General features: G+C 37.9%; 17 protein-coding genes. 8 read left to right on the top strand and 9 right to left on the bottom strand.

What is annotated here, in order from left to right; all coding sequences use genetic code 11:
- Nucleotides 1–3 precede the first annotated feature (3 nt).
- Entirely contained in the window at nt 4–6,960 is a 6,957-nt protein-coding gene (locus tag RT99_RS00175; protein WP_042562709.1) for a leucine-rich repeat domain-containing protein, read from the bottom strand.
- A gap of 767 nt (nt 6,961–7,727) precedes the next feature.
- Entirely contained in the window at nt 7,728–8,003 is a 276-nt protein-coding gene (locus RT99_RS00170) for a hypothetical protein (RefSeq protein WP_042562708.1), read from the bottom strand.
- Nucleotides 8,004–9,088: 1,085 nt separating this feature from the next.
- Here RT99_RS00170 and RT99_RS00160 point away from each other — a divergent pair.
- Together RT99_RS00160 and RT99_RS24500 are read left to right on the top strand one after the other, a co-directional pair.
- Nucleotides 9,089–12,205, top strand: a complete 3,117-nt coding sequence (locus RT99_RS00160; RefSeq protein WP_082036887.1) for a TonB-dependent receptor — start codon at nt 9,089–9,091, stop codon at nt 12,203–12,205.
- Between the two features lie 77 nt (nt 12,206–12,282).
- Nucleotides 12,283–13,173 (top strand): hypothetical protein, encoded by an 891-nt coding sequence (locus RT99_RS24500; RefSeq protein ID WP_052483428.1) that lies wholly within the window; start codon nt 12,283–12,285, stop codon nt 13,171–13,173.
- Between the two features lie 219 nt (nt 13,174–13,392).
- Here RT99_RS24500 and RT99_RS00150 read toward each other — a convergent pair whose 3' ends face one another.
- Both RT99_RS00150 and RT99_RS00145 read right to left on the bottom strand, forming a co-directional pair.
- Entirely contained in the window at nt 13,393–14,205 is an 813-nt protein-coding gene (locus RT99_RS00150; protein ID WP_042562706.1) for an SDR family oxidoreductase, read from the bottom strand.
- A 593-nt stretch (nt 14,206–14,798) separates the two neighbouring features.
- Nucleotides 14,799–15,773: a hypothetical protein gene (locus tag RT99_RS00145; protein WP_042562705.1), complete on the bottom strand. Its 975-nt coding sequence runs from the start codon at nt 15,771–15,773 to the stop codon at nt 14,799–14,801.
- A 231-nt stretch (nt 15,774–16,004) separates the two neighbouring features.
- Here RT99_RS00145 and RT99_RS00140 point away from each other — a divergent pair, with 231 nt between their 5' ends.
- Entirely contained in the window at nt 16,005–16,196 is a 192-nt protein-coding gene (locus RT99_RS00140; protein ID WP_042562704.1) for a cold-shock protein, read from the top strand.
- A gap of 87 nt (nt 16,197–16,283) precedes the next feature.
- On the opposite strand, the gene RT99_RS00135 is transcribed toward RT99_RS00140, so the two are convergent.
- Nucleotides 16,284–16,553 (bottom strand): hypothetical protein, encoded by a 270-nt coding sequence (locus RT99_RS00135; protein ID WP_042562703.1) that lies wholly within the window; start codon nt 16,551–16,553, stop codon nt 16,284–16,286.
- Between the two features lie 246 nt (nt 16,554–16,799).
- On the opposite strand from RT99_RS00135, the gene RT99_RS00130 reads away from it, so the two are divergent.
- The 4 genes from RT99_RS00130 to RT99_RS00115 all read left to right on the top strand — a co-directional run bounded on the left by RT99_RS00130 (nt 16,800) and on the right by RT99_RS00115 (nt 20,189).
- Entirely contained in the window at nt 16,800–17,549 is a 750-nt protein-coding gene (locus RT99_RS00130; protein ID WP_042562702.1) for an AraC family transcriptional regulator, read from the top strand.
- 30 nt (nt 17,550–17,579) lie between these two features.
- Complete coding sequence (locus tag RT99_RS00125) at nt 17,580–17,996, top strand: VOC family protein (RefSeq protein WP_042562701.1); 417 nt, start codon at nt 17,580–17,582, stop codon at nt 17,994–17,996.
- A gap of 223 nt (nt 17,997–18,219) precedes the next feature.
- Nucleotides 18,220–18,834 carry a ferritin-like domain-containing protein gene (locus RT99_RS00120; RefSeq protein WP_042562700.1) on the top strand — a complete coding sequence of 205 codons (615 nt, stop codon included), beginning with the start codon at nt 18,220–18,222 and terminating at the stop codon, nt 18,832–18,834.
- Between the two features lie 191 nt (nt 18,835–19,025).
- Nucleotides 19,026–20,189, top strand: a complete 1,164-nt coding sequence (locus tag RT99_RS00115; RefSeq protein WP_042562699.1) for a zinc-dependent alcohol dehydrogenase — start codon at nt 19,026–19,028, stop codon at nt 20,187–20,189.
- A 121-nt stretch (nt 20,190–20,310) separates the two neighbouring features.
- Here RT99_RS00115 and RT99_RS25875 read toward each other — a convergent pair whose 3' ends face one another.
- Together RT99_RS25875 and RT99_RS25525 are read right to left on the bottom strand one after the other, a co-directional pair.
- On the bottom strand, nt 20,311–20,508 hold the full coding sequence (locus tag RT99_RS25875) for a CinA family protein (protein WP_371197926.1): 198 nt from the start codon (nt 20,506–20,508) through the stop codon (nt 20,311–20,313).
- 80 nt (nt 20,509–20,588) lie between these two features.
- Entirely contained in the window at nt 20,589–20,795 is a 207-nt protein-coding gene (locus tag RT99_RS25525) for a hypothetical protein (protein ID WP_207384870.1), read from the bottom strand.
- Nucleotides 20,796–21,098: 303 nt separating this feature from the next.
- On the opposite strand from RT99_RS25525, the gene RT99_RS00105 reads away from it, so the two are divergent.
- Entirely contained in the window at nt 21,099–21,560 is a 462-nt protein-coding gene (locus RT99_RS00105; RefSeq protein ID WP_042562698.1) for a response regulator, read from the top strand.
- A gap of 347 nt (nt 21,561–21,907) precedes the next feature.
- Here the strand turns inward: RT99_RS00105 and RT99_RS00100 are convergent, their stop codons facing one another.
- Together RT99_RS00100 and RT99_RS25215 are read right to left on the bottom strand one after the other, a co-directional pair.
- Complete coding sequence (locus tag RT99_RS00100; protein WP_042562697.1) at nt 21,908–23,317, bottom strand: MFS transporter; 1,410 nt, start codon at nt 23,315–23,317, stop codon at nt 21,908–21,910.
- A 39-nt stretch (nt 23,318–23,356) separates the two neighbouring features.
- Nucleotides 23,357–23,809, bottom strand: a 453-nt coding sequence (locus RT99_RS25215; RefSeq protein ID WP_042562696.1) for a TetR/AcrR family transcriptional regulator, incomplete at its 5' end; no start/stop codon positions are given.

Genomic DNA, 23,809 nt, shown 5'->3' with positions numbered 1-23,809 from the left:
CGTTTATTGTATTAGCATTTTTCCGGTTAATCGTTTTGTTTTGTTCGAATTTTGAACTTCGATCGTATAAAAATAGATTCCTGAAGCAAGTTCTTTTTGCAAAAAGTTCAGCTCTTGTTTTCCTTTTGAAGTTTCTAAATTTTCTTCTACACGAACAATCTGACCTTTAGTGTCATAAACTTTCAGGCTTACTTTATCGGCATTATCTGCAAGCCAATATTGTATGGTAGTTAGTTCTCTAAACGGATTCGGGAAATTTACAACTGTATTTGTTTTCGCTAAATCAGAATCAAAATTATCCACTCCAAGCGTTTTATCGTTAATTTTGTAACTAAGTTCGTTTGCGTCATGATCAGAAATCATAGCCGAAACAATTGTTGCATTTGGAGTTAATGTTGCAATCGCCTGTTTGCCGGATAACGTTTTATCCATTGAAAAACCAATAATACTTACTTCGCCATTTTGTTCTGCAATTGATGCCGTGTAACCAATCGCAAAAAGTAATTCTGTTACCTGCGCTTTCGAAATTCCTTTTAAACGAATATCAAATGCTGCGGCTGAATTGGTTTCGCTTTCGATAAACAAAGTGTTATTTTCAATACTTAAAATCGTATTTTCTTTTGAAGCCAGTTTGCTTGTATTCGCTTTTTTCTCCTGCGTTCCGTCTTGAATTTTGTTAATTTGCAGAATGATATCCAGAATGTTCAGGTTTTTATCCTTGTTTAAATCTGCCGCGCCGTAATTAAAGAATTTTGGCTTTTGGCTCAATGTATAATTCAATGACGATTGTATGTCGAGAATATTCACAATTCCGTCCAGATTTGCATCGCCTTCTCTGTATGTAATGGTGTACGTTAAAACACTATTTCTGGCTGATCCGGCAATTTGTCTTAGTTCAAGAGTCTGATTATTTGGCACATTCCATTCGTTCAAAATACTGGTCAATTTTATTCCGTCTTGCGGGATTGTAACCATTTGGAAATAATCTTTCAAAGTCATATTGTACGACTGTGTAGCGTTAAACAACGAATTCGTATGATCGTAATGATTGATTTTTTTGTCTGTTAGGGTCGCAGTCAATGTTAATGGCAATTCTCCCAAATTAATTTTCTGACGATCAATTTTAAAAGTTACGCTGGCTGGAAATACTGCCTCAATTTCTGTCAATTCATTTTCAGAAAGATCAACCAATTTCAATTTTGAAATTTTCGTTAAGCTCTCTGGAATTGTTCCTGTCAGCTTATTACGGTTTAAAGTAAGGTTTTGCAATTCTGTAAACTTACTTAATTCTGTGCTGATACTTCCCGTCAGGTTATTATCTGTAAGATTTATCGAAATTACGTGTCCGTCGTTTGTGATAACGCCTTTCCACTTTTTCTCGTGAAGGTTGTTTGACGAAATATCCCAAGGCTCTTTCCAGCTTGATCCTCCCGCGCCCTGAAAAAAGGCAATCAAAGCATCGTATTCTGCAGCGATTAATGGTGTTTCAGATCCGTCTGCAATTCCTTTAAACTGTAAATAAGTGCCTTGTGAAGTTCCTGTTCTTTGCCAAATCGTAATTTTGGCTCCGGCCGGAATACTCGAAATGGCGATATTCGGAAACGTAAGTGTATTATCTACCGTCGTAGCTTCGGATATTTTGAAATTATTGGCTTGTAATTCAAATAAATAATGTCCACTATAATCCTGATCCGTTTCATTATAAGTAGTAATTGAAGGAAGATCCACCACAATTTCATCGCCTCTCAAATACAGATATTCATCTTTTATAATAGTCTGACCTCTAAGGTTTACATAAACCTGATCCAGATTATAAGTAAATGGTTTTTCTAAGGCATCAAAACCATTGTTTGAAAGATCGATTTGCACGATGTTGTCGAAATTATTCAAATGTCCCGGAATTGTTCCTTTAAATAAATTGCCCGAAATCGATAGTTTTTTTAATCCTGAAATTCCAGATAAATTTGGTAAATTCCCTTCAAATTTATTAGATTGTAAATTCACCGTTTTCAAATTTTGAAGATTTCCCAAGTTTACAGGAAGCGAACCAGTTATTGCATTTGTTTGTAAATTCAGTGTTTCCAGATAAGCCAAATCAGACAATTCTGCAGGAAGCGTTCCTGAAAGATTATTTCCTGCCAAACTCAACGATACAACGTGACCTTCTTTTGTGCCAACGCCGTACCAACTTACTTCATGCAGTTTATTTTGGCTAATGTCCCATTTCTGAGTCCATTGTGCACCATTTGTACTTGCGTAAATTTTCTTCAGAATTTCAAATTCTTCGTCGGTTAATGGTTTTCCAAAAACAACTTGAGTGTAGTTGATAGAGGTGCCTTGGGCCGTTGCGTCGTTTTGTACAATTCTAAGTTTATCTGTTAATTTAATTCCGTACAAAGCAATATCCTTAAAGATCAGTTTTCCTTCACTGTTCGAATAATTTGATGTTTTGTTTACACCATTTATATAAAGCGTAAAATTATTTTTGTTGTTGATAACGCCGCCATTCGAAGTAAATAAAAACGTACTTAATGTTGGAAGCGTTATTACTAATTCGTTTGCACCAACTTCAATCGTAGGAATCGTAATGGTTTGATTAGAGAAATCAGCCGTTTTTAAAAGGGGTAAAGCCGCTACAACTTCACTGATATCTTCTATATTATTGTTGCTTAGATATAAAGTTTTTAAAGCCTGCAACTTATTCCATGAAGATGGAATAACTCCTTTTAACTTTGCATATCTTAAATCAACAGATTCTAGAGCTTCTAATCCCGAAAGAATTCCTAAATCAGTTGCGCTTAGGTTTTTTGTATAACTTCCGCCGTATAACGATAGGTTTTTTAAGTATTTAAGGTTTGCAAAAGTAGCCGGAATTGCTCCCGTAACATTAGAGTTATTGTTAAGGTTAAGTCCTGTAATATGTCCGTTTTGAATGCTTATGCCATACCACGCGCCTTCGTGCAGATTATTTTCGGCAGTTACCCATTTATTGTTCCAGTTGTTACCGCCCATTGCGTTGTAAAAATCAACCAAAGCCTGATATTCTGTATCCGGAATTATTGGCTGATCTACTTTCACATTCGTAAAATAGATATTCGAATAGTAAGCAGCGCCCTGAGCACCATCATATTGTTGATATAAATACAGCTGATCTCCGGTTTTTAAAGTCGCAAGATAATCTGCCGGAATTGTAATTGTTCCGTCTCCTGCAACGGTTAAATTGCTTCCAACCTGGCTTCCTTTTATGTACAATCTAAATTGTCTTTGTGCCGAAAAATCATTTGAAGCTTTATTGTACAAAACCGAATTGGGCAAATTACTCACTTTAACATCGGTACCTTCATATAAAAAGTTTTCGATACTTAAGGTTTGCGAATTCATTTCTAAATATACCTGACTGGATAACAATCCTAAAATCGTTCCTACTTTATTGCTTGATAAATCGAGCGTTTTTAAAGCAGTTAATTTTTCCAGTTCCTTAATCAAAACTTCAATTTGATTTGAGGCTAAATTTAGTGTAACCAAATTTGCCAGATCACCCGTCGAAGCCGGAATTGCTGTTATGTGATTTCCAGATAAACTAGCCGTAACCAGACTTTCCATATCGCCAAATTCTGCCGGCAAAGCAGTAAGTGCATTATGATCTAAATACAGATTATTTAGCTTTTTTAGTTTGCCCCACGAAGACGGAACTGCGCCTTTAATTTTGGTGTATCTTAAATCTAAAGTTTCCAGGGATTCAAGTTCTGATAAAACAGCTAAATCTGTGGTGTTTAAATCTTTACCATAACTTCCACCGTAAAGCGAAAGCGTTTTCAGGTATTTTAAATCTCCAATAGAAGCAGGAATTGCTCCTGAAACACTATAATTATTATTCAGATTTAATCCTGTAATATGGCCGTTTTCGATGCTTACTCCGTACCAGGCTCCCTCATGTAAATTATTTACAGAAACATCCCATTTATTGTTCCAGTTCGTACCGCCCATCACGGTATAAAAATCAACAAGCGCCTGATATTCTGCATCCGGAATTTTTGGCTGATCTACTTTTAAATCGGTAAAATAAATTCGGGAATAATAAGCTCCTGCGCCATCATAATTTTGATACAAATACAACTCATCGCCCGCTTTTAATGATGACAAATAAGTTGCTGGGATTATAATACTTCCGTCTTGTGCCATTTGTAAATTACTCACAACGACGCTTCCTCTTAAATACAGATTAAATGTTCTTCTTGACGTAAAATCATTTTTGCTTCTGTTATATAAAACAATATTTGGAAAATTTTCAACTTTAACATCAGTTCCCTTATAAATAAAATCGGCTTTGCTTACACTTTGCGAGTTAAGTTCAAGATATACCTGAGAATTTAACAATGCCACAATTGTCGAAAGTTTATTGCTCGAAAGATCTACAGTTTTTAAAGTCGTGATATTTTCTAGTTCTTTGATCAAAATTTCAATTTGATTGGATGATAAACTAAGCGTTACCAAATTTGTCAAATTGCCGATTGATGCCGGAATAGTTTTTATTTGGTTTGAGGTCGCATCAAGTGTCACCAGACTTTCCATTTCTCCAATATCTTCCGGTAAAGCGGTAAGTGTATTGTAACCTATATAAACCGTTTTAAGTTTTTTTAATTTGCTCCAGCTTGCCGGAATATCTCCTTTAATTTGTGAATATCTTAGATCAAGAGATTCCAGAGATTCTAATTCAGATAAAACAGTTAAATCTGTCGTGCTCAAATTTTTGCTGTAGCTTCCGCCATAAAGTGAAAGGTTTTTCAGGTATTTTAAATCTCCAATAGAAGCCGGAATTGCGCCCGCAACATTATAATTATTGTTCAGGTTTAATCCTGTAATATGTCCGTTTTCGATACTTACTCCAAACCATGCACCTTCATGCAGATTATTTTGTGTAACATCCCATTTATTGTTCCAGTTGGCACCATTCATTGCATTATAAAAATCAACCAAAGCCTGATATTCAACATCTGGAATTGTAGGCTGATCTACTTTTAAATCAGGAAAATAAATTCGGGAATAATAAGCTCCTACGCCATCATAATTTTGATACAAATACAATTCGTCTCCTGCTTTTAACGAAGCCAGATAGGTTACCGGAATAGTAAGGCTTCCATCTGGTTGCATCTGTAAACCAGTTGCCACCTGACTTCCGCGTAAGTACAAATTGAATGTTCTTCTGGACGAAAAATCATTTTTGCTTCTGTTGTATAAAACGACATTCGGAAAATTTTCAAGCTTAACATCTGTTCCTTTATAAATAAAGTTTTCCATGCTGACGCTTTGCGAATTCAGTTCAAGATAAACCTGCGAATTTAAAAGCGCCACAATAGTCGAAATTTTATTGCTCGAAAGATCTAATGTTTTTAAAGTGTTGATGTTTTCCAGTTCTTTAATCAAAATTTCAATTTGGTTAGAAGATAAATTTAGGGTCATTAAATTATCAAGATTTCCTATTGAAACCGGAATTGCTTTTATCTGATTTGATGTCATATCCAGCGTTACCAGACTTTCCATTTCTCCCAATTCTTCTGGTAAGGCCTTGATTGTATTATAACCAAGATTCATTGTTTTTAGCTTTTTTAATTTGCTCCACGAAGAAGGAACTGCACTCGTAATATTAGAATATCTTAAATCGATTGTTTCCAAAGAATTCAATTCTGACAGAACGCTTAAATCTGTTGTACTCAGGTTTTTGGAATAACTTCCACCATAAAGCGAAAAGTTTTTCAGGTATTTCAAATTCCCGAAAGATGCTGGAATTGCACCGGAAATATTACTAGTATTACTAAGATTGATTCCTGTAATATGTCCATTTTCAATACTTAAGCCATTCCACGCGCCTTCATTAAGATTATTTTCGTTTACATCCCATTTAATGCTCCAATTGTTGCCGTTCATGGCATTGTAAAAATCAACCAACGCCTGGTATTCGATCGTAGAAACTGCTGGCTGGCTTACTTTTATATTAGAAAAATAAAAACGGCTGTAGTATGCAGCGCCAGCACTACCATCATATTGCTGATATAAATAGACTTCGTCGCCATTTTTTATACTTGCCAAATAGGATGACGGAACGGTTAAACTGCCATCTTCTGCGATGGTTATCGCGGTTCCAATCTGGCTACCGCGCACATAAACCGTATATTGTCTTCTGGCAGAAAAATCACTTTTGGTTCTGTTATAAAGCATCACATTTGGCAGATTATCAATCTTTAAATCGACGCCTTTATAAGTCAAATTCTCAATATTTATTATTTGGGAATTTAATTCCAGGCTTACCTCATTTTTCAGTAAGCCAACAATTGTTGAGAGTTTATTGTTCGTAAGATTTAAAGAAGTAAGTGCCGTTAAATTTTCTACTTCTTTTATAAGAACCTGAATTTGATTTTCAGATAAATCAGCTGTTACCAAACTTGTCAGTTCACCAAACTCAGGTGGAAGGCCTGTAATAGAATTTCCACTCAAATAAAGCGTTTTGAGTTTTTTTAGTTTATTCCATGATGCCGGTATGCTTCCTTTTAATTTACAATATCGTAAATCGAGAAATTCGAGTTCTTCTAAACCAGAAAAAACACTTAAATCAGTAGTATTTAAATCTTTGCTGTAACTAGCACCGTAGAGTGAAAGTGTTTTAAGATATTTCAAATTTCCGAAAGAGACAGGAATTGTACCAGATATCCCACTTGTATTATTCAGATTAATACCTGTAACATGGCCGTTTTCCAATGTTATACCATACCATGGCACCTCATGAAGATTATTCTCTTTGGTATTCCACTTATTACTCCAGTTAGATTCCCCTGTGGATCTATAAAAATCAACCAATGCCTGATATTCGGAATCTGGTACAGGAATATTTAAATTGTTTTTTTTTGCAAATAGTGAAAAACTGCTAAAAACACATAGCAAGCCAATAAGTAGTTTTCTATTCATGCGTAATGGTTTAGTAATTAGTTAATTATGTCTAACCTAATTTAAAATTTAGCACAAAAGTAAGAAAAATATTGTGTTTAAAATGTTAAGTTTTTTTATAAAACCCTATATTGCTGAATATGAGATCTTAAACCTTGAAAAATACCGGAATTCAGGTATGGTAGTATGACCCAGGTTTTAGGTTGTGAAGAGTTTTTATGTAATTATTATCGCACATATAATGATTCAGTAATTCAAGTCATTCAGACGAGGATATGAATATATATTTATCAACTTCCAATTAAAACTGCACGATAAAGAACAATGGAAAATTTGCCCTTAGTATCTTATTCTTGATCTAATCCGGTAGATTCAAATCTGACTGATTCCACGAAAGTTTTTGGCAAATTGATTTGGAATGACCATCTCTCAATCCGTGGCACGTCATCTTTATAAAAATACGGTTATATTTGAAACCAAACTTGCTCCACTAAGTTCAGTAATAATTTTAGGTAATAATATACCCAGTATGCCACCTTTGAAAAGGTGAAACAACTAAGATATTTCGTTTAATTAAGGAATAGATGCCAATACAAAAAAGAGCAAATATTTCTATTTGCTCTTTTAATATTATTTAAAATCAATTAAAATCGTAGCCCGATGTCTGATTTTAAATAATATTCTGTATTACTTTGCACAGGCTTATAATGTTTGGGATAATTCTGTCTTATTTCTTAATGCGAAGAACACATTATCAAAGATATAAAAATAAAACAAATTTAAGCGATTTAACTTACAAAATTATCAATTTGTACTCTTGAAAGCCATTCCAACTTAATAGAGCTTTCATCAGTATTTGGATTTAGTGCTATCATGCTTTGATCATCTAAACTTATAAGCGCATTTAGAACTCGAGCTTGATATTCTCTTTCTAAAGAAATATCGTGATTTAAGAGGTCATAGGGAATTAAAGCCATCGTTAATTCTTCTAAACTGTATGACTTACTAGGGTTTTGAGCAAGAATTTTGAGCACCTTTTCTAATAATTCAATTTTACCTTCCATAAAAAAACAGCTTTAACCGAAGATACGAAAAAGTATTTATATCTTAACTTTTCTATTTCAATTTAATGCTTTATTTACAGTTTACGTCATATTTTTGAATTTCTAGTTTTTTACCGACATAGCTAAAATCGTAATTGATATTTCGCACGATTTCCTATGGTAATTGCTGTAAAATCAGCAGTAGGTACGTGCAGCTTTTACTTCTTTTTCAACTTCAGCTCTAATTATACCTCTAACGTTTTGGCGCTTGGCGAGGTTGCAAACTTCTAATTGAGTACTTTTGGCTAATATAAGATTTCTTGCGAAACGTAAAGGTGAATCTACTACAAAATCCGGAATCTTTCCAAACGCCTGTTAGCATGTGGGGGTTGGTCTACCGCTGATATTTGTCGTATTGTTATCAAAATTGTTCTTGGTTTTGTCCGCCAATATTATGTTTCATTTTCTGTCCCATACTGCTTGTCACATACCCGGCAACACTTCCTTTTTCCGTTGTATAAATATTCAATGTTTATTGAACAATCGCCAGTTATGTCAACCCAAACTGTTTCACTTTCTCTACTTTCTAATTTGTCAATGTGTCCATCACCACAACCAACGACATTTATGTTTGTCAAAGTTGTTTATGTCGAGTTTGCGAAAGTAATTCTCACTGCGTTGAGCAAAATTATAGTTACCCAACAGTAAAAAACATTACAGGAATATTAAGCAACATCAGTCCGCAAGTCGTAAATAATTTTGTTCTATTGTCTTTGTCCGTGTTCGCTTTAACTAAAATTGAAAATAATGTAGTTTTTTAACAAAAATTAAGAATTTTGTCATACTTTTATAATTCGAACTGTAGTATTTTTAGTGTAGTTTTAATACAATAGCATGAATAATATACAAACAATTGTTAAGAAAACAATCCTAAAATATTGGAAAAACAAAACTATTTTAAGTCCCTCTTAATTTTTGTTTTTTTAAATAGATTTCAAAAATAATTATAATCCTCATTTTTTATAATTATAAAGTTTTCAGAAATACTTTATACATCTTTTTTGCTTTTCTATTCAAGATTAAAATAAGTAACAAATATAAAAATTATGAAAAACGATTTATTGACAAACAGAATGTTCTTTCGACTCAAAAAAGCAACCTTTCCCTTATTTATTGTAGTTGCTATTTTGACTGATGTTAGTGTAAACGCTGCTGAGAATTCAGACAGAAAAAAAAACAGAAATTCAACTTTTAAAAACAAAGAAATTGATCTTGTAAAAGGAAAAGTTACTGACGAAACTGGCGCTTCCTTACCTGGTGTTAGCGTTTTGGTAGTTGGTACCAAAAAAGGAGCTGTAACCGATATTGACGGAAATTATGTTATTGAAGCCAAAATTGGTGATGTTCTGCAATTTTCGTATGTAGGTTTAGAAACAAAAACCCTAACTGTCACCGGAGCGGTTGTAAATATTACATTATCGGGAGGAAGTGGTGAAACCCTGCAAGACGTAGTTGTTATTGGCTCGCGTAACCCTACCAGAACAGTAACAGAATCAGCCGTTCCTATAGATGTAATTGCAATGAAAGATATTGCTACGCAAGGCGCACAAACCAATTTAAATCAGATTTTGAATATGGTGGCACCTTCGTTTACTTCCAATACCCAAACTGTAGCTGATGGAACTGACCATCTTGACCCTGCGCAATTAAGAGGTTTAGGTCCTGATCAGGTATTGGTTTTATTAAATGGAAAAAGAAGACATACCTCATCATTGGTAAACATTAACGGGACGCCGGGAAGAGGATCGGTAGGGACAGATCTGAATGCTATTCCGTCTTTTGCCCTTGAAAAAATTGAAGTTTTAAGAGATGGAGCTTCTGCTCAATATGGATCAGATGCGATTGCGGGCGTGATCAATCTTAATATAAAAAAAGACACTAAAAAACTCGATATCAATCTCTTTTCAGGAAGTAATTTTTCGAGAAATGCAAACGATCACAGAGGCGGTAATGACGGTAACCATTATCAATTGGATCTAAACTATGGTACAAATTTAGGTAAAGAAAAAAGCTTTATTAACTTAACAGGAAGTTTACAATTACGCGATGCAACAAGCAGGGCTAATGATGCAACAGGTACAATTTACAATGCTTATAACGCTATTGAACAAAGAGCTTCCGAAGACGGAATTAATATCAATTCTCTTTTTGGCAACATTTCTAACACACCCAATTCTACTCAAATCATCAATACAATAAAAGGATATGCACCGCAAGTAAGCTACTTTACAGGGGCACAACAAACTGCGATCAGCAATGCGACCACTATTCCGGAATTGCAAACCGCTTTAAACTTTGATGCCACCGATGGAGAACTGGCGTATAGAAATCTTGAAAGAAAGAATTTTAATATGAGAATCGGCCAGTCTTCGTTTGAAAGTGTTCAGTTCTTTTTGAATGCTGCTTATCCTATAAATGACAAATTGGAAGTTTATGTATTTGGAGGAACCAGTTACAGAGAAGGTGAATCTGCCGGCTTTTACAGAAGACCTAATCAATCCAGATCGTACACAGGCTTGTATTTAGATGGTTTTTTACCTGAAATTCATTCGACAATAAATGATCTTTCTGCGGCAGCAGGGCTAAGAGGAACCATTTTCAAAGATTGGAATTTTGATTTAAGTAATACGTATGGTCGAAATGCCTTTGATTATAATATAGAAAACACCGTAAATGCAACCTTAAGAGAGGGCTCTCCCGATGAATTTGATGCTGGAGGTTTGCGTTTTACCCAAAACACTACGAATTTTGATATGAGTAAAAAATTCGGCACACTAAACGTTGCTTTTGGTGCTGAATACCGTTATGAAATATACGGAATTAATGCCGGAGTTCCTGATTCTTACAGTCAATATGATATAAATGGAAATGTCGTTACAGGAACAACTCCAGCCAATATTCGGGTTACTGACTTCTTTGGCGCTGCAAGGCCTGGAGGAGCTCAGGTTTTTCCGGGATACAGAGCAGAAAATGCAAAAGAAGAAAACAGAAACAGTTATGCTTTTTACACAGATTTAGAATGGGACATTACAGATAAGTGGTTATTGAATGGCGCTGTTCGTTTTGAAAATTATTCTGATTTTGGAAATACAACCAATTATAAAATAGCAACTCGTTATAAATTAACAGACAATATCAATTTACGTGGTGCTTTTTCAACTGGATTTAGGGCGCCGTCTTTACACCAAATTTATTACGAATCAACAGCTACACAATTTACAGGAGGCGTTCCTTTTGAAGTAGGAACTTTCAGTAATGATTCTAAAATTGCCGAACTTCTGGGAATTCCTAAACTGAAACAGGAAGAATCTACAAGTTACAGCGCCGGATTTACGGCTAAAATTCCTTCTGCGAATATTACCATAACTGCCGATGCTTATTACATAAAAATAGACGACAGAGTTGTACTTACAGATCAATTTACTCCAACACCAGTTACGCAGCCTTTATATGATCAGGCGGGTGCGAATGCGGCAACTTTCTTTGCCAATGCCATCGATACCGAATCAAAAGGAATTGATGTTGTGATTACCAACAAGCTTAACTTAAATGAAAATATGACTCTGAAAAATGATTTATCAGGAACTTTTTCGAAGACCCGTCAGGTAGGTCAAATTCATGCCTCACCAGTCCTTGAAGCTGCAGGTCAGGTAAATACTTATTTTTCTGAATCATCCAGAATTTATTTGGAAGAAGCGATACCAAGAGTAAAAGTAAACCTGACCAACAATCTTACTTATAAAAAATTAGATTTCTTTTTGAGAAATGTTTATTTTGGAGAAGTTACAGATCCAAACGTGGCGGATGTAAATGGTGATGGTTTTGTAGGCGCGACTATTGTAAATGGCAAAGCCGTAGAAAATGAGCATCCTGTTTGGGGAGGTAAAATTATTACTGATTTTTCTGTTGGTTTTAAAATTTCGGCTATTACCAAAGTCGTAATTGGTGCCAATAATATTCTTGACATTTATCCGGACAAAAATTTAGGGCCACAAACGGCAAGAAGAGCTAATGGTGTTGATGCAGTTGGAAATGTCACGTATGCCCCGGCCGCAACTGCTATCGACTTATCCAATCAAAATCAATTTGTATATTCCAGAAATGTATCTCAATTTGGTCAAAACGGACGTTTTGTTTTTGCGAGATTAAGTTTTAGTTTCTAAATATTTGTAATTCATTTACTAAGAGAGATCGTCAGCATTCAATTGCTGACGTTTTTTTTATACAGTTTAGTCTGGCCATGCCGGGAATTGTGGCAATCGTAAGCAGGGATCTAAAGAAAGCCTGGGCATGTGCAATTCCGGGAGAGATTGTGGATAACGGAGTAACCTTAGACGATAACGGGGGAATTTATTTAGTAACCGATAAATATATGCGCAAAATGGTATGGACAGGCAAGAAATTATCTCTGGATGAAGCGGACGGCGCGTGGAAAGAGCCTTATCCTTATGACAAAACCAAAAATGCGCTTTGGCTTTCGCATGGTTCAGGCGCAACACCAACACTTATGGGATTTGGAGACAATGAAGATCATCTTGTGGTTTTAAGCGACGCAGGGAATCCCGTTAAGGTTATGGCTTTCTGGAGAGATAAAATTCCTAAGGATGCAAAGCAGGTACAAGGTGCTGCAACCAAGCGTATGGCTTCTGCCCTAAAAATAGATTTTCCGGTGGCGACAACCATAGAGTGGTCATTACAGGTTTATAAAAATGGAGTCTTAGCTTTCGCTTCGGACTTTCCCGATCCTGTATTAATTGATAAAACACAGGTTTTCCCACTTACCTTATTATCGATGGGATATACACGTAAAGGGCCTAAAGGTGCCCAATGTTTTTCATGGAACAGCAAAACCAACACGCTGGAGAATAGATGGCTCTATACAGACAGATCCCTGACCTGGACATTAAGTCCTGTTTCACGAAAAGATAATGCAATTTATCTGAATACACTTGAGAATGGTGAGCAGGTTATTATTGGCAAGGACTGGGACAGCGGTAAGCAGGTGGCTGAAATCCGCCTGCCTAAAACTTATAAAATAAATACGTGCGGGCAGTTTATTTATCCCCTTAGAAATGGGGATCTTGTGGTAAGCGGTGCATTTGGTCCGGCTTTGATCAAAAAGAACAAATAAGTTGTCGTTAGGGTGCCCAATAAATAATTACATCTTGTTGTTTATTTTTAATTTTTTAAGCGCTAGTAATATGGATATACAACTTAAAAAGGCACCAATTGGATTAATTGGCGCCTTTTGGCTGTGGTGTGAAAGGACAAATTACACATCTTTTATGGTGGATTTGTGATAAGAGCGTACTTTTAGTTGATAATAAAGCAATTTTTTTTGAGAACATTTTTATGTTTTAGAATCAGACTGCTCATCAACAGGTTTTTGCTGTCTGTCCATCATTGCGGCAACAGTAGTATCGGGCAGAATATTGCTCATACCGATCATGGCCTTATTCTTAAAACCAGAAATAATTTTATCCTCCCCGGACATCAGGGCGTCATACCCGTCCTTTGCCACATCGGCCGGATCAGCCAGTGAGGATTTGTCCTGCACTACTGCGCTTTGCAGCATGTTGGCCTTATTAAAAAAGTCAGTATCGGTTGCTCCGGGTAAAAGGGCAGTGACAGTAATATTATTTTCTTTCAGTTCATGCCTGATCGCTTCGGAAAAGGAGTAAACAAAAGCTTTAGTCGCGTGGTAAACTGACTGCCATGGCCCCGGGGTCTTGCTGGCTATGGAGGCAAGATTGAGTATTTTACCATAGTTGCGCGATATCATCTGCTTTGCAAAATGTTTTGTCAGAATAACAGTGGAGGCAATGTTCAGGTCAATAATTCCCAGTTCGCGCTCCACGTCAGTATCCTTAAAAAGCCCGTAAACTCCTTGTCCAGCATTATTGACAAGCACATCAACGGTAATGTTTCTCGACTGGACTTCCGCGCATAGGGCAAAGGCATCTTCTCTGTTAAACAGGTCTTTTGCAATGGCAATTACATCTATATTGTGTTTGCTCAGCTCGGCAGCTTTGTTTTTCAATTCATCTTCGTGCCTTGCCACAATAACAAGGTTATATCCATCGCTGGCAAAAAGCTTGGCAAGCTCATAACCGATCCCTTCGGTTGCTCCGGTAATCAGCGCATAATTTTTAGTATCTCCCATGATTTCCTTATATTAAAAAGTTAATTTCTTTTTTCGGATCCGGCTATTTTCATCTATTAAGCAATATATTTTGATTGCTGTGACGGATATAGCTGAGTCTGATTTACTGAGTGATGTAGAGATATGCCGTGGCAAGCTCTTGTGCATCACCATAAAATTAATCAGCAAATTAAAATTTGTTTTACAATATTTGATTTTGGATTTACAAAATTATTTTCTTGAACTATGTATCTATTGATCTGCATCAGGTCAGGTTTTCTCTTTTTTGATGTATAGCCGGGTGAAATTGTGCAGAATTGATTTATTCGGGGAATAAAGAATTGGTACTGGAATCTTACTGGGAATGATCATTACGGTGAATTGTAAACAATGCTGTTTTTAGGTTACACATTATTTTTTAAGTTTATTATTATTTTTTAGGAGCTTATTCCCGCTATACGTTGCAATCTTTTGTGCCGAACGCCGGCGCAAAAGGATTTTCACTGCTATCGGGGCTAGTGACCATCGGGTTCAATTTTGTCTTTGAAGAAATTAAATCTAATATGGAAGTTCGATAAAATTTAAATTCCAGATTATTTAATGCTCTTGAAAATTTAGTCCTCTATCACCGTCTTAGAGGCGATGAGACGAAATAACGGTTCATATTTTTTAATTTGTAAGTCAAGATTTTTCTTTGATGCCACCGGACCGATGCTGCCCTGCAGGCAGTACAGTTTTTGTTTTTGGGTAAACAAGAACTGCAGCATCCTTATTTTCATTTGGTCATCAGCATTGCCAAGAGATTTTTCTACATCGACCATCATACCGGGAATACCGTCAATTTTTACATTATCGGTGCGGATAAGCGCAGATTCGGGAGGTATCATCTCTAGTATTGATTTTTCATTTAGAATAACCTCAGGCTGCCCTGAAAGGTCAAATACTACAATGGTGATTTTTTCATTGCCCGTTCCGTAATAACTGGTAAACTGCTGGACTGTCTCGGGCATATGGGCTTCTTCTGCCAGCCAGCTGTGCGGTATGGGAACCTTTAGCGCAGTTTGTTCCGCTTTAGGGTGGTTTTTAGTTACAAATGTTTTGATATGGCCATCATTGATTTCTTCATGGGGCGAATCGTGGTAAGCAAATGACAATATGCCTTTTGATACCAGTGTATCAGCAATATGATGAGTTCCTTTGCTCACTTTTTCAAGAAAATCAATGGCATATTTCTGCTTTTCGATTGGGTTTTGAAGCTGTACATTGATCAGCGAATCTATATTTCGTTTTACTATCTTAAATTCGGTCGCTGTAAGCTCATCCTGCAGGAAGCGTTCGATATTTCGTTCTGCCCTTATAAATGGATTTTCAGCATTATTTTCCGCAGCCCTTACTTTGGGAACCAGGTCTGGAAACTGTTTGGCTATCGTTCTCAGAGCTGCACTTTGTCCTTTAAGGTAGGCATAGGTTTCAATGGCAAACATAACTTTAGGTGTCGGCTTTTGAGCCTGTGAATAAAATAGTGCAGGAGAGGTGCAAATCAGCAACAGGATAATTATTTTGCTTTTGGTGAAAATAAGTAATCGCATCTGTCAAAAAATTATAATTATACATTATCTGGAGATTTTCCCTGTCTTAAAACTAGTAGTGAAATGTAACAAATGACACATTTCAAAAATGCAAAATAGTCGAAGGATGTGTTTATATAATTTCCATACCATGTTATATAATTTTCATAACACCCACAATCAGTGGAATGTGCTTTGCGTATTGTAATTTTAATAACTTACATTTATTTGAAAATTATAACAATTAAAAAGATGCAGGAAGGTACAGTGAAATTCTACAATGAAGAAAAAGGTTTTGGATTTATAACACCGAAAAACGGCGGGAGTGAAATCTTTGTCCATGCCACAGGTCTATCGGAGACTATCCGTGAGAACGATGAAGTTCGCTATGATATCGCTGAGGGTAAAAAAGGCCCAAATGCGGTAAACGTTGTAGTGGCTTAATTTCCAAAAGAAAATGTAAAAGCACCTGTCTTTTGAGAGGTGCTTTTTTTTTGTATAACATTTACTATAGTATGCGGCAGGAAATTTTCAGGCAACTTCCTTATCGGGCTGCTGAAAATTTTCTATCTGAGATTTTAGTACATCTTTATATTTTGCCAGACCAATACCCACTATAGGCACAGCCAGTGACCCTATTGCTGATGCAGCCTGCACATTGCCTTTTTTGTTCAGATAGGAAGATACAAGCAATGTTCCCACTGCGCCCAGTAGTATCAGTTCTCCTGGTACATCGGCAATTTTGCTTTCTATCAATGTTCTGATTTCTTCAAGATTTTCCTGTGTGATTAAATTTTCCATAAATGCTTTATTTAGTGAATCGACGTTTTTCTGTAATTTAAAATTACGCGTAAATAGGGCACCTCGATTTACAGAATTGAAAATCCGGATTATATAATTAACAGCAGAGCGCCCGCAAGTAACTTTCTCTTCGTTTGATCCGGACCGTCGCCAGTTTCATGTATGCAGGCGCTTGGTTTAGCATCATGTCTCAATAAATTTGTTTAATTTGGCCTCTGCATTGTAAGGGTATAAAAAAATTAAAACATGATCTATAAAGAATTTCAGCCTGATGTACGCTTGGTTGATTTAGTCAAATGCTACTGGTGGTTTGATCATTCCGGGCCAGAGCATCATCACTATACCATTCTGCCTGACGGCTGTTTTGACCTTCTTGTTCACTTTAAAAGCGGAGTTCTAAGTGAAGTATCACTCACCGGACTCTGGACAAAACAGGTAGAGGTCTGCATTGATCCCGATACGCAAATTTTTGCAATACGCTTTAAGCTGCTGGCCGCTGATTATATTTTCGGGCACAGTATAGCACCGATCTGCAACGGCGAGATGAAACTCGAAAATGATTACTGGCAGCTGGCGCATAACAATTTTAGCGAGCTTCAACCTACAGTTGATTTTTTTAATAAAACGATGGTTTGCATTTTAGAGAGCGGCAAAGCAGTTGACAAAAAGAAACAGAAACTCTTTGGCCTTTTATACCAGAGTGATGGCGGACTTACCATTGAAAATTATTCCAAGGAGGTTTTCTGGTCGGCCCGGCAGATCAACCGCTATTTCTCGCAGCGTTTCGGATTGTCCTTAAAGGCATATTCCAATATTTTAAAATGCGCTGCCTCGTATCCAGATCTGCAACAGGGAAAACTTTATCCTGAGGAAAATTATTTTGACCAGTCTCATTTCATCAAGTCACTTAAAAAACATACCGGAAGCAGTCCAAGTGAGCTGTCGTGTGATAAAAACGACCGATTTTTACAATTGCAGACCTTAAAGGATAAGTAATTTTGCGCATATAATTTAAAAGCACAAGAAATGAAATTTAGCAGTATTAGGATTTTGGTAAATGACTTCGACCAAATGTATAATTATTACAATGAAGTTTTGGGGTTGGAATGCACATGGGGCCAGCCCGGAGAGAACTTTGCCAGTTTCAATATTGGAATTGCCTCGGGTATCTCCATCTTTAAGGCTGAGCTTATGGCTATGGCAGTAGAGGATTTCCAGCCGGCGAAAGACACAGCGGCACAGGATAAAACCGCTATTATTCTGCAGGTGCAGAGTGTGGACGAAAGTTTCGAGGAACTAAAGTCGCGCGGTTTAGCGTTCATTAATGAGCCGAGAGATATGGCTGCCTGGGGAATTAGGACGGTACACTTCAGGGATCCTGAAGACAATTTATTTGAGTTATATTCCGACCTGCCACAAGAGCAGAAAACTGAGCAAATTTAGATATTTTGGCGGGCGTTTTTAATAAATAATAGAGTATAGCACTGCCAAGCAGCCAAGTGACGCACTGTAGCACCAGTACTGCAAAAATCCCCACTTGGGTAAAAATTTTATTCGAAAGATCCTGCTGGTAATATTTAAATACTGTAAAGATCAGGAAAAAAGCTGTAAGGAATTATAGTTCAGTGAATTGTAATTTTGGTTTATAACCTTTAAAAATATCATTATGAAAACTGCGATAAAAAAAACAGCTGATACAAAAAGTAAAACGGGAACTGTTGCTGCCAAATCAACAGCGTCCAAAACAGCGCCAAAAGGGACCGTGAAGGCAAAACCTTCTGCTGCAGAAGGGCTGAGAGAATTATTTGTAGATTCGCTAAAAGATATCTATTGGGCTGAAAAAGCATTGGTTAAGGCGCTTCCAAAAATGGCCAAAAATGCCACGTCTGAAAATCTTATTACCGCTATTAATGAGCACCTTTCAGTAACCCAGGAGCAGGTAGCCAGACTTGAAGAAGTTTTTAAATCGGTAGGAGAGAAGGCAGCTGCCAAAAAATGCGACGCGATGGAAGGACTTATAAAAGAGGGCGAGAGTATCATGGAGGAGACCGAAGCAGGACCTGTAAGAGATGCCGGAATTATTGCGGCCTCACAAAAAATTGAACATTATGAAATTGCGACCTACGGAACACTGGCTGCCTTTGCTACAACCCTGGGCGAGGATGACGCTGTACTGCTTCTTGAGAAAACGCTCGCTGAAGAAAAACAAGCCGATGTTACACTAACAGAAGCTGCTTACAATACGATCAACTTCGACGCAAAAGAAGAAGATCAAAAATAATTTCAAATTGCAATTCCAAGATTAGATTTGATTTTTAAGAAACCTGTATCATTTTTTAATGGTGCAGGTTTTTTTTGATAAATCAAGAGTCCTCAATTGTGCTTTATTTGTAAGAAATTGAAATTATCCTGTAAAATTAATGACCTAAATTATAGTTACTTAGCTGTCTATTAATTTTAAAAAAGACCATCATGAAAGCAGCAGTTATTCACGGACCGGGCTCCGTTAAATACGATACGGTAGAGGATCCAAAAATCAATGCACAGGACGATATTATTTTGAAAGTTACTTCTACGGCCATATGCGGATCGGACCTGCACATATATTCAGGCGCAATGCCGACATCACCAATGGTTCTTGGCCATGAATTTATGGGAATTGTCGAGGAAACAGGATCGGCTGTCACCCATCTTAAAAGAGGTGACCGGGTGGTTGTTCCGTTTCCTGTTGCCTGCGGGAATTGTTTTTTCTGCAATCATGACGTTCCGGGAAACTGCGAGCACAGTAATCCCGAGCATTATGGCCCTGAAGGGGGGATTTTAACTGAAAAAGGAGGGGCACTTTTTGGCTATACGGATCTTTATGGAGGCTATGACGGAGGACAGGCGCAGTATGTGCGGGTGCCATATGCCAATTATGGACCGCGCGTGGTTCCGGAAAACCTAACCGATGAGCAGGTGCTTTTCCTTACCGATATTTTCCCGACCGGATATACGGGCGTAGACTGGGGAGAAGTGAACGGGGGAGAGACCGTTGCTATTTTCGGATCCGGTCCTGTCGGGATTATGGCAGCCAAAAGTGCCTGGCTCAGGGGAGCCGCGCAGGTGATTATCGTGGACACGCTGCAGTACCGTCTGGATAAGGCAAGGGTTTCAACAGGATCTACCACTATTTTATGGGAAGATCCCAAGGATGTCGTGGAGCATATCAGATCCCTTACCAACGGGCGCGGAGCGGACGTATGTATTGATGCTGTCGGATTTGAGCCCGACAGAAGCGTTACGGACAAAATTAAAGCGACTGTAAATTTTGAAAAAGGCTCCATTAAAGTACTCGAAGCCTGCATGAGCGCCGTTAGAAGAAGCGGTATTGTTTCGGTTCTCGGCGTTTACCCGGTGAATTACGATAACTTCCCGCTGGGACAGTTCTTTGACAAAGGGATAATCTTAAAAGGCGGACAGGCACCCGCGCATAAACATATCGACAAACTTCTGGAATATGTAGTTCAGGGAAAAGTGCAGCTTGATGATATCATCACCCACAGGCTTCCCTTATCTGAGATTTCCCATGCCTATAATATTTTTAACAAAAAAGAGGATGGCTGCGTTAAGGTAGTGCTTGATCCCTCGAAATAAAACATACATTAACAGAAAAATCTGCACCTGGTGCAGATTTTTTTCTACATTTTAATTCGAAGGGCAGATACTGAAATCTGCTGCTGCAGGTATTGATTTATTTGTGCGCGTGTGATCCGATTTACTCTGGTTTTATTTTTTCAATGATCAATGCTGCGGCTTTATCGGCTGCCTGCTGGATAATCTGCTCGGGACTGCCGGGGAAAACCTCCCTGTGGTCTATTGTCCCTGCAGGCTTAATGATGGACAAGAAGATAGTGCCGACTGGTTTTTCCGCGGTCTCGCTTCCTCCCGGAGTGGTAAGCCCTGTCAGGGCCACGGTTCTATCGGCATTGAATATGACCGCTGTCCGCTGGGCAAGGGCACTGGTGACCTCTGCTTATTCGGGCGTATACTGCTCTATAAGTTCATGCGGGACCAGAAGTATCTGCTCTTTAACAAAAACTTCATACCAGACAATACCGCCCCCCTTAAAATTTTTCCCAATAGCGGGGTTAAAGAAAACTCAGCACTTAATTCTCCCCCTGATGCGCTTTCTGCAAAAGCGATATTCCAGCTTTTGGCCGCAATGGCCTCGCTGCATTGGATTATAATCTCTGATGTCATAACGTTAAATATTTAAAAAGTAATTTACTGTATGTTCTAATTTATAACAAATTTGCGAAATCAAATTTTTCGTACACCGGGAAAGCCTGTAAACAGCGAAAATTTTGCTGAGAAGGGGTACATCAATAAATGTTAAAAATTGTTTTTTTAATGTGTTTTTTCCTAATTTGAATTATCTTTACGCCCCAAAATCGAATTTGAATATCATTTTGCAGTTTTAAAAATTGCGCAGGCCCTGGCTTTGGAATACCGTTGATCCGAAGCAGCTTACTATTTTATCGTTTAATGTAAATTTTAGTAAAAATGGCGTTTGAAAAGCATAATTCCCATAGATTTATTTACCTGGCCGATGACGACAGCGATGACAGGGAGTTCTTTGCTGATGCGGTTCTCGAAATTGACCCCGATGTTATTTTAAAGCAGGTCCCCGACGGCATGCATTTAATGGATGACCTTCTTGCGCTATCGGGTCCGGAACTTCCTGAATTTATTTTCCTGGATATCAATATGCCCGGCAAATCAGGACTGGAATGCCTTGCCGAGATAAGAAGCAGTGAGGGAGAATTGAAAGAAGTAAATATTGTGATGCTCTCCACCAGCAGTGATCCGGAGAATATCCGCAGGGCATCAGAGCTCGGAGCTACCTTCTACGCGGTAAAGCCCAGCTGTTTTGAGAGGCTCAAATCCCTGCTTGAAGAGGTGCTTTCGATAAGCCTTGTCGGGAGTGTAGAGGAAAATAAAAAAGTTTCTTTTGGTTTAGGTTAGTTTTAGGCTGAATTAATGGGATATGAAGAATTGTTAGCAGAATCTAATTCACAGTGATCTGCATCGTCAATTGTATTTTAATTCTATTTTTTAGGAGCTCTTCCCGCTATACGTTTCAATCTTTTGTGCCGAACCCTGACACAAAAGGATTTCCACTGCTATCGGGGCTAGGGAATTGAACCCGTTTTTAGTGGCTGACATTTTAATTAAAAGTATTTTTATTCTTCCAGTCTTTTGTCTCTAATACGGCACAGGCATCATTACCGGGAACCGTAAGGTCCTCTCGTGTTGCTGTGACAATATCCCAGGAAAGTGGAAGATGTTATTCAAATGTTTTTTTTAGTTTTTTAATCACCTTCAGGAAGTGCTGATTTGGGCAGTAAGACAAGCAGTAAAAGTACCCCGATCAGGCATATGATATTAATCCCCATCCCATACAAAAAGGCGTTGTAATAAGATCCGAAGTTATCACCGCCCTTAACCATATGATAGAATACGGCGCCTGTAAAGGCGATTCCAAATGCCCCAAAGAGGTGTTGTACCGTAGCATATAGCCCTGATGCGTTGCCGGCCAGATTTTCCGTTAACCCACCCATGGCAATACTGGCAAAGAATGGTAAAACCAGAGCTACACCCAAGCCATGCAGCACCATTGTTGCAAATCTTACAAAGGATAATCCGTTGTGGTAAAACGTGAATAACTGTAAAATTATAGCCCCAATAATCATTAGTACACCAAAAATTAAAACCGCTTTGCCATATCGTAAAAGCAATTTAGCGGTAAGCAGCGAGGCTGAAATAAAACCCAATCCCTGGGCTACTACAAAATATCCCGCCTGCATGGGCGACAGCTGCAATCCTTTCTGTAAAAATAAAGTGAGTATGAAAAAGTAAGAGTCAAGCATCAGCATGAAAAGGGCGACGGCAGCCAGGGCCATATTGAAATTTTTATATTTAAAGAGCGTAATATTTAGTAATGTTGTCTTGCTTTTCTTGTTTTTATCCCTTTGATGAAAGACAAATGCCGTAAGTATGATTAATGAAAGCAGTAGTGAAACCAAACAATAGGCTGCACCCAGATCACGCCCAATGGTTACCGAAAAAATCAGGCATACAAGGCCGGTACAAAGGAGGAATGAACCGGCATAATCCATTCCGAGGGACGATGGGTCTTTTGACTCTGGAAGGTAGGCTTTGCCCAGCGCGATTGCCGCTATACAAATGGGAACATTCACCATAAAAATATATTGCCAGGACTGTTGCACTAATACGGGTTCCAGCCCGACAAGGTAGCCGCCCAGAAACTGCCCCAGCATAGTGCCAATACCAATAGTAATTCCGTAGAGGCCTATAGCGTAAGTCCTGCCCTTATGATCTGCAAAAAGTACCTGGATAAATGACAATACCTGCGGGGACATTAAAGCGGTACTTACGCCTTGCAGAAACCGCATTACAATGAGTACCCCGGGTTGTTTGGCAAAGCAGCAGCCAATGGAGGTAAGCATAAAAAGAAATATCCCCAGCAAGAAGAGTTTTTTTCTGCCGTAATGGTCCCCTGCTTTTCCTGCTATTATCAAAAAAGAGGCAAGCCCTATGATGTATATGGAAACAATCAGCTGTATTTCACTATCGGTGGCACGGGTTCCCTGCTGTATGGAGGGAATGGCGACATTGATAATGAAAATGTCAACGATGGTAAGTAAATGTGCAGATAAAAGGACAGCCAGCGCTGTCCATTTTTTTGTGTGTGGTGTCATAATATATAGAAAGGTCTATCTATTTTTATCGAAAAAACATTAAATCAGTTGCGGCACAATCTCTTTGAGAGCCTGCAGGTCTTTTGTATTGCCCTGTATGGCCGCCGATACCACGGCACCTTCCAGCAGTAAAAATACAGTATCGGTTAAAGCAGCCTTTTGATGCGGTCCTTTTGCGATCTGCTCTATAATCTTATATAGAAAAGCACGTTGTTTTTCTTTATGGTTGGCAGCGAGTTCATTTACACGATGATTTTTTCTTCCCATCTCTGCGTTTATTTTTATAAAATGACAGCCTGAAAAATTGGAATCTTCCTGCAGAGCGATACGGTAATCGATCAATTTTAATAGTTTTTCCCTAGGATCTTTTGTGTCTTTTACATACAGTTCCAGATTGGAGAAGAACACTGTCTCCTGCATCTCTAGGTAATGGTAGAGTAAATCGTTTTTGGATTTGTAATGTTTGTATAAGGAGCCTATTGCAATATTGGC

Source organism: Flavobacterium sp. MEB061 (assembly GCF_000834715.1).
Taxonomy (GTDB): domain Bacteria; phylum Bacteroidota; class Bacteroidia; order Flavobacteriales; family Flavobacteriaceae; genus Flavobacterium; species Flavobacterium pectinovorum.
This window is presented reverse-complemented; position numbering and strand designations above follow the sequence as displayed.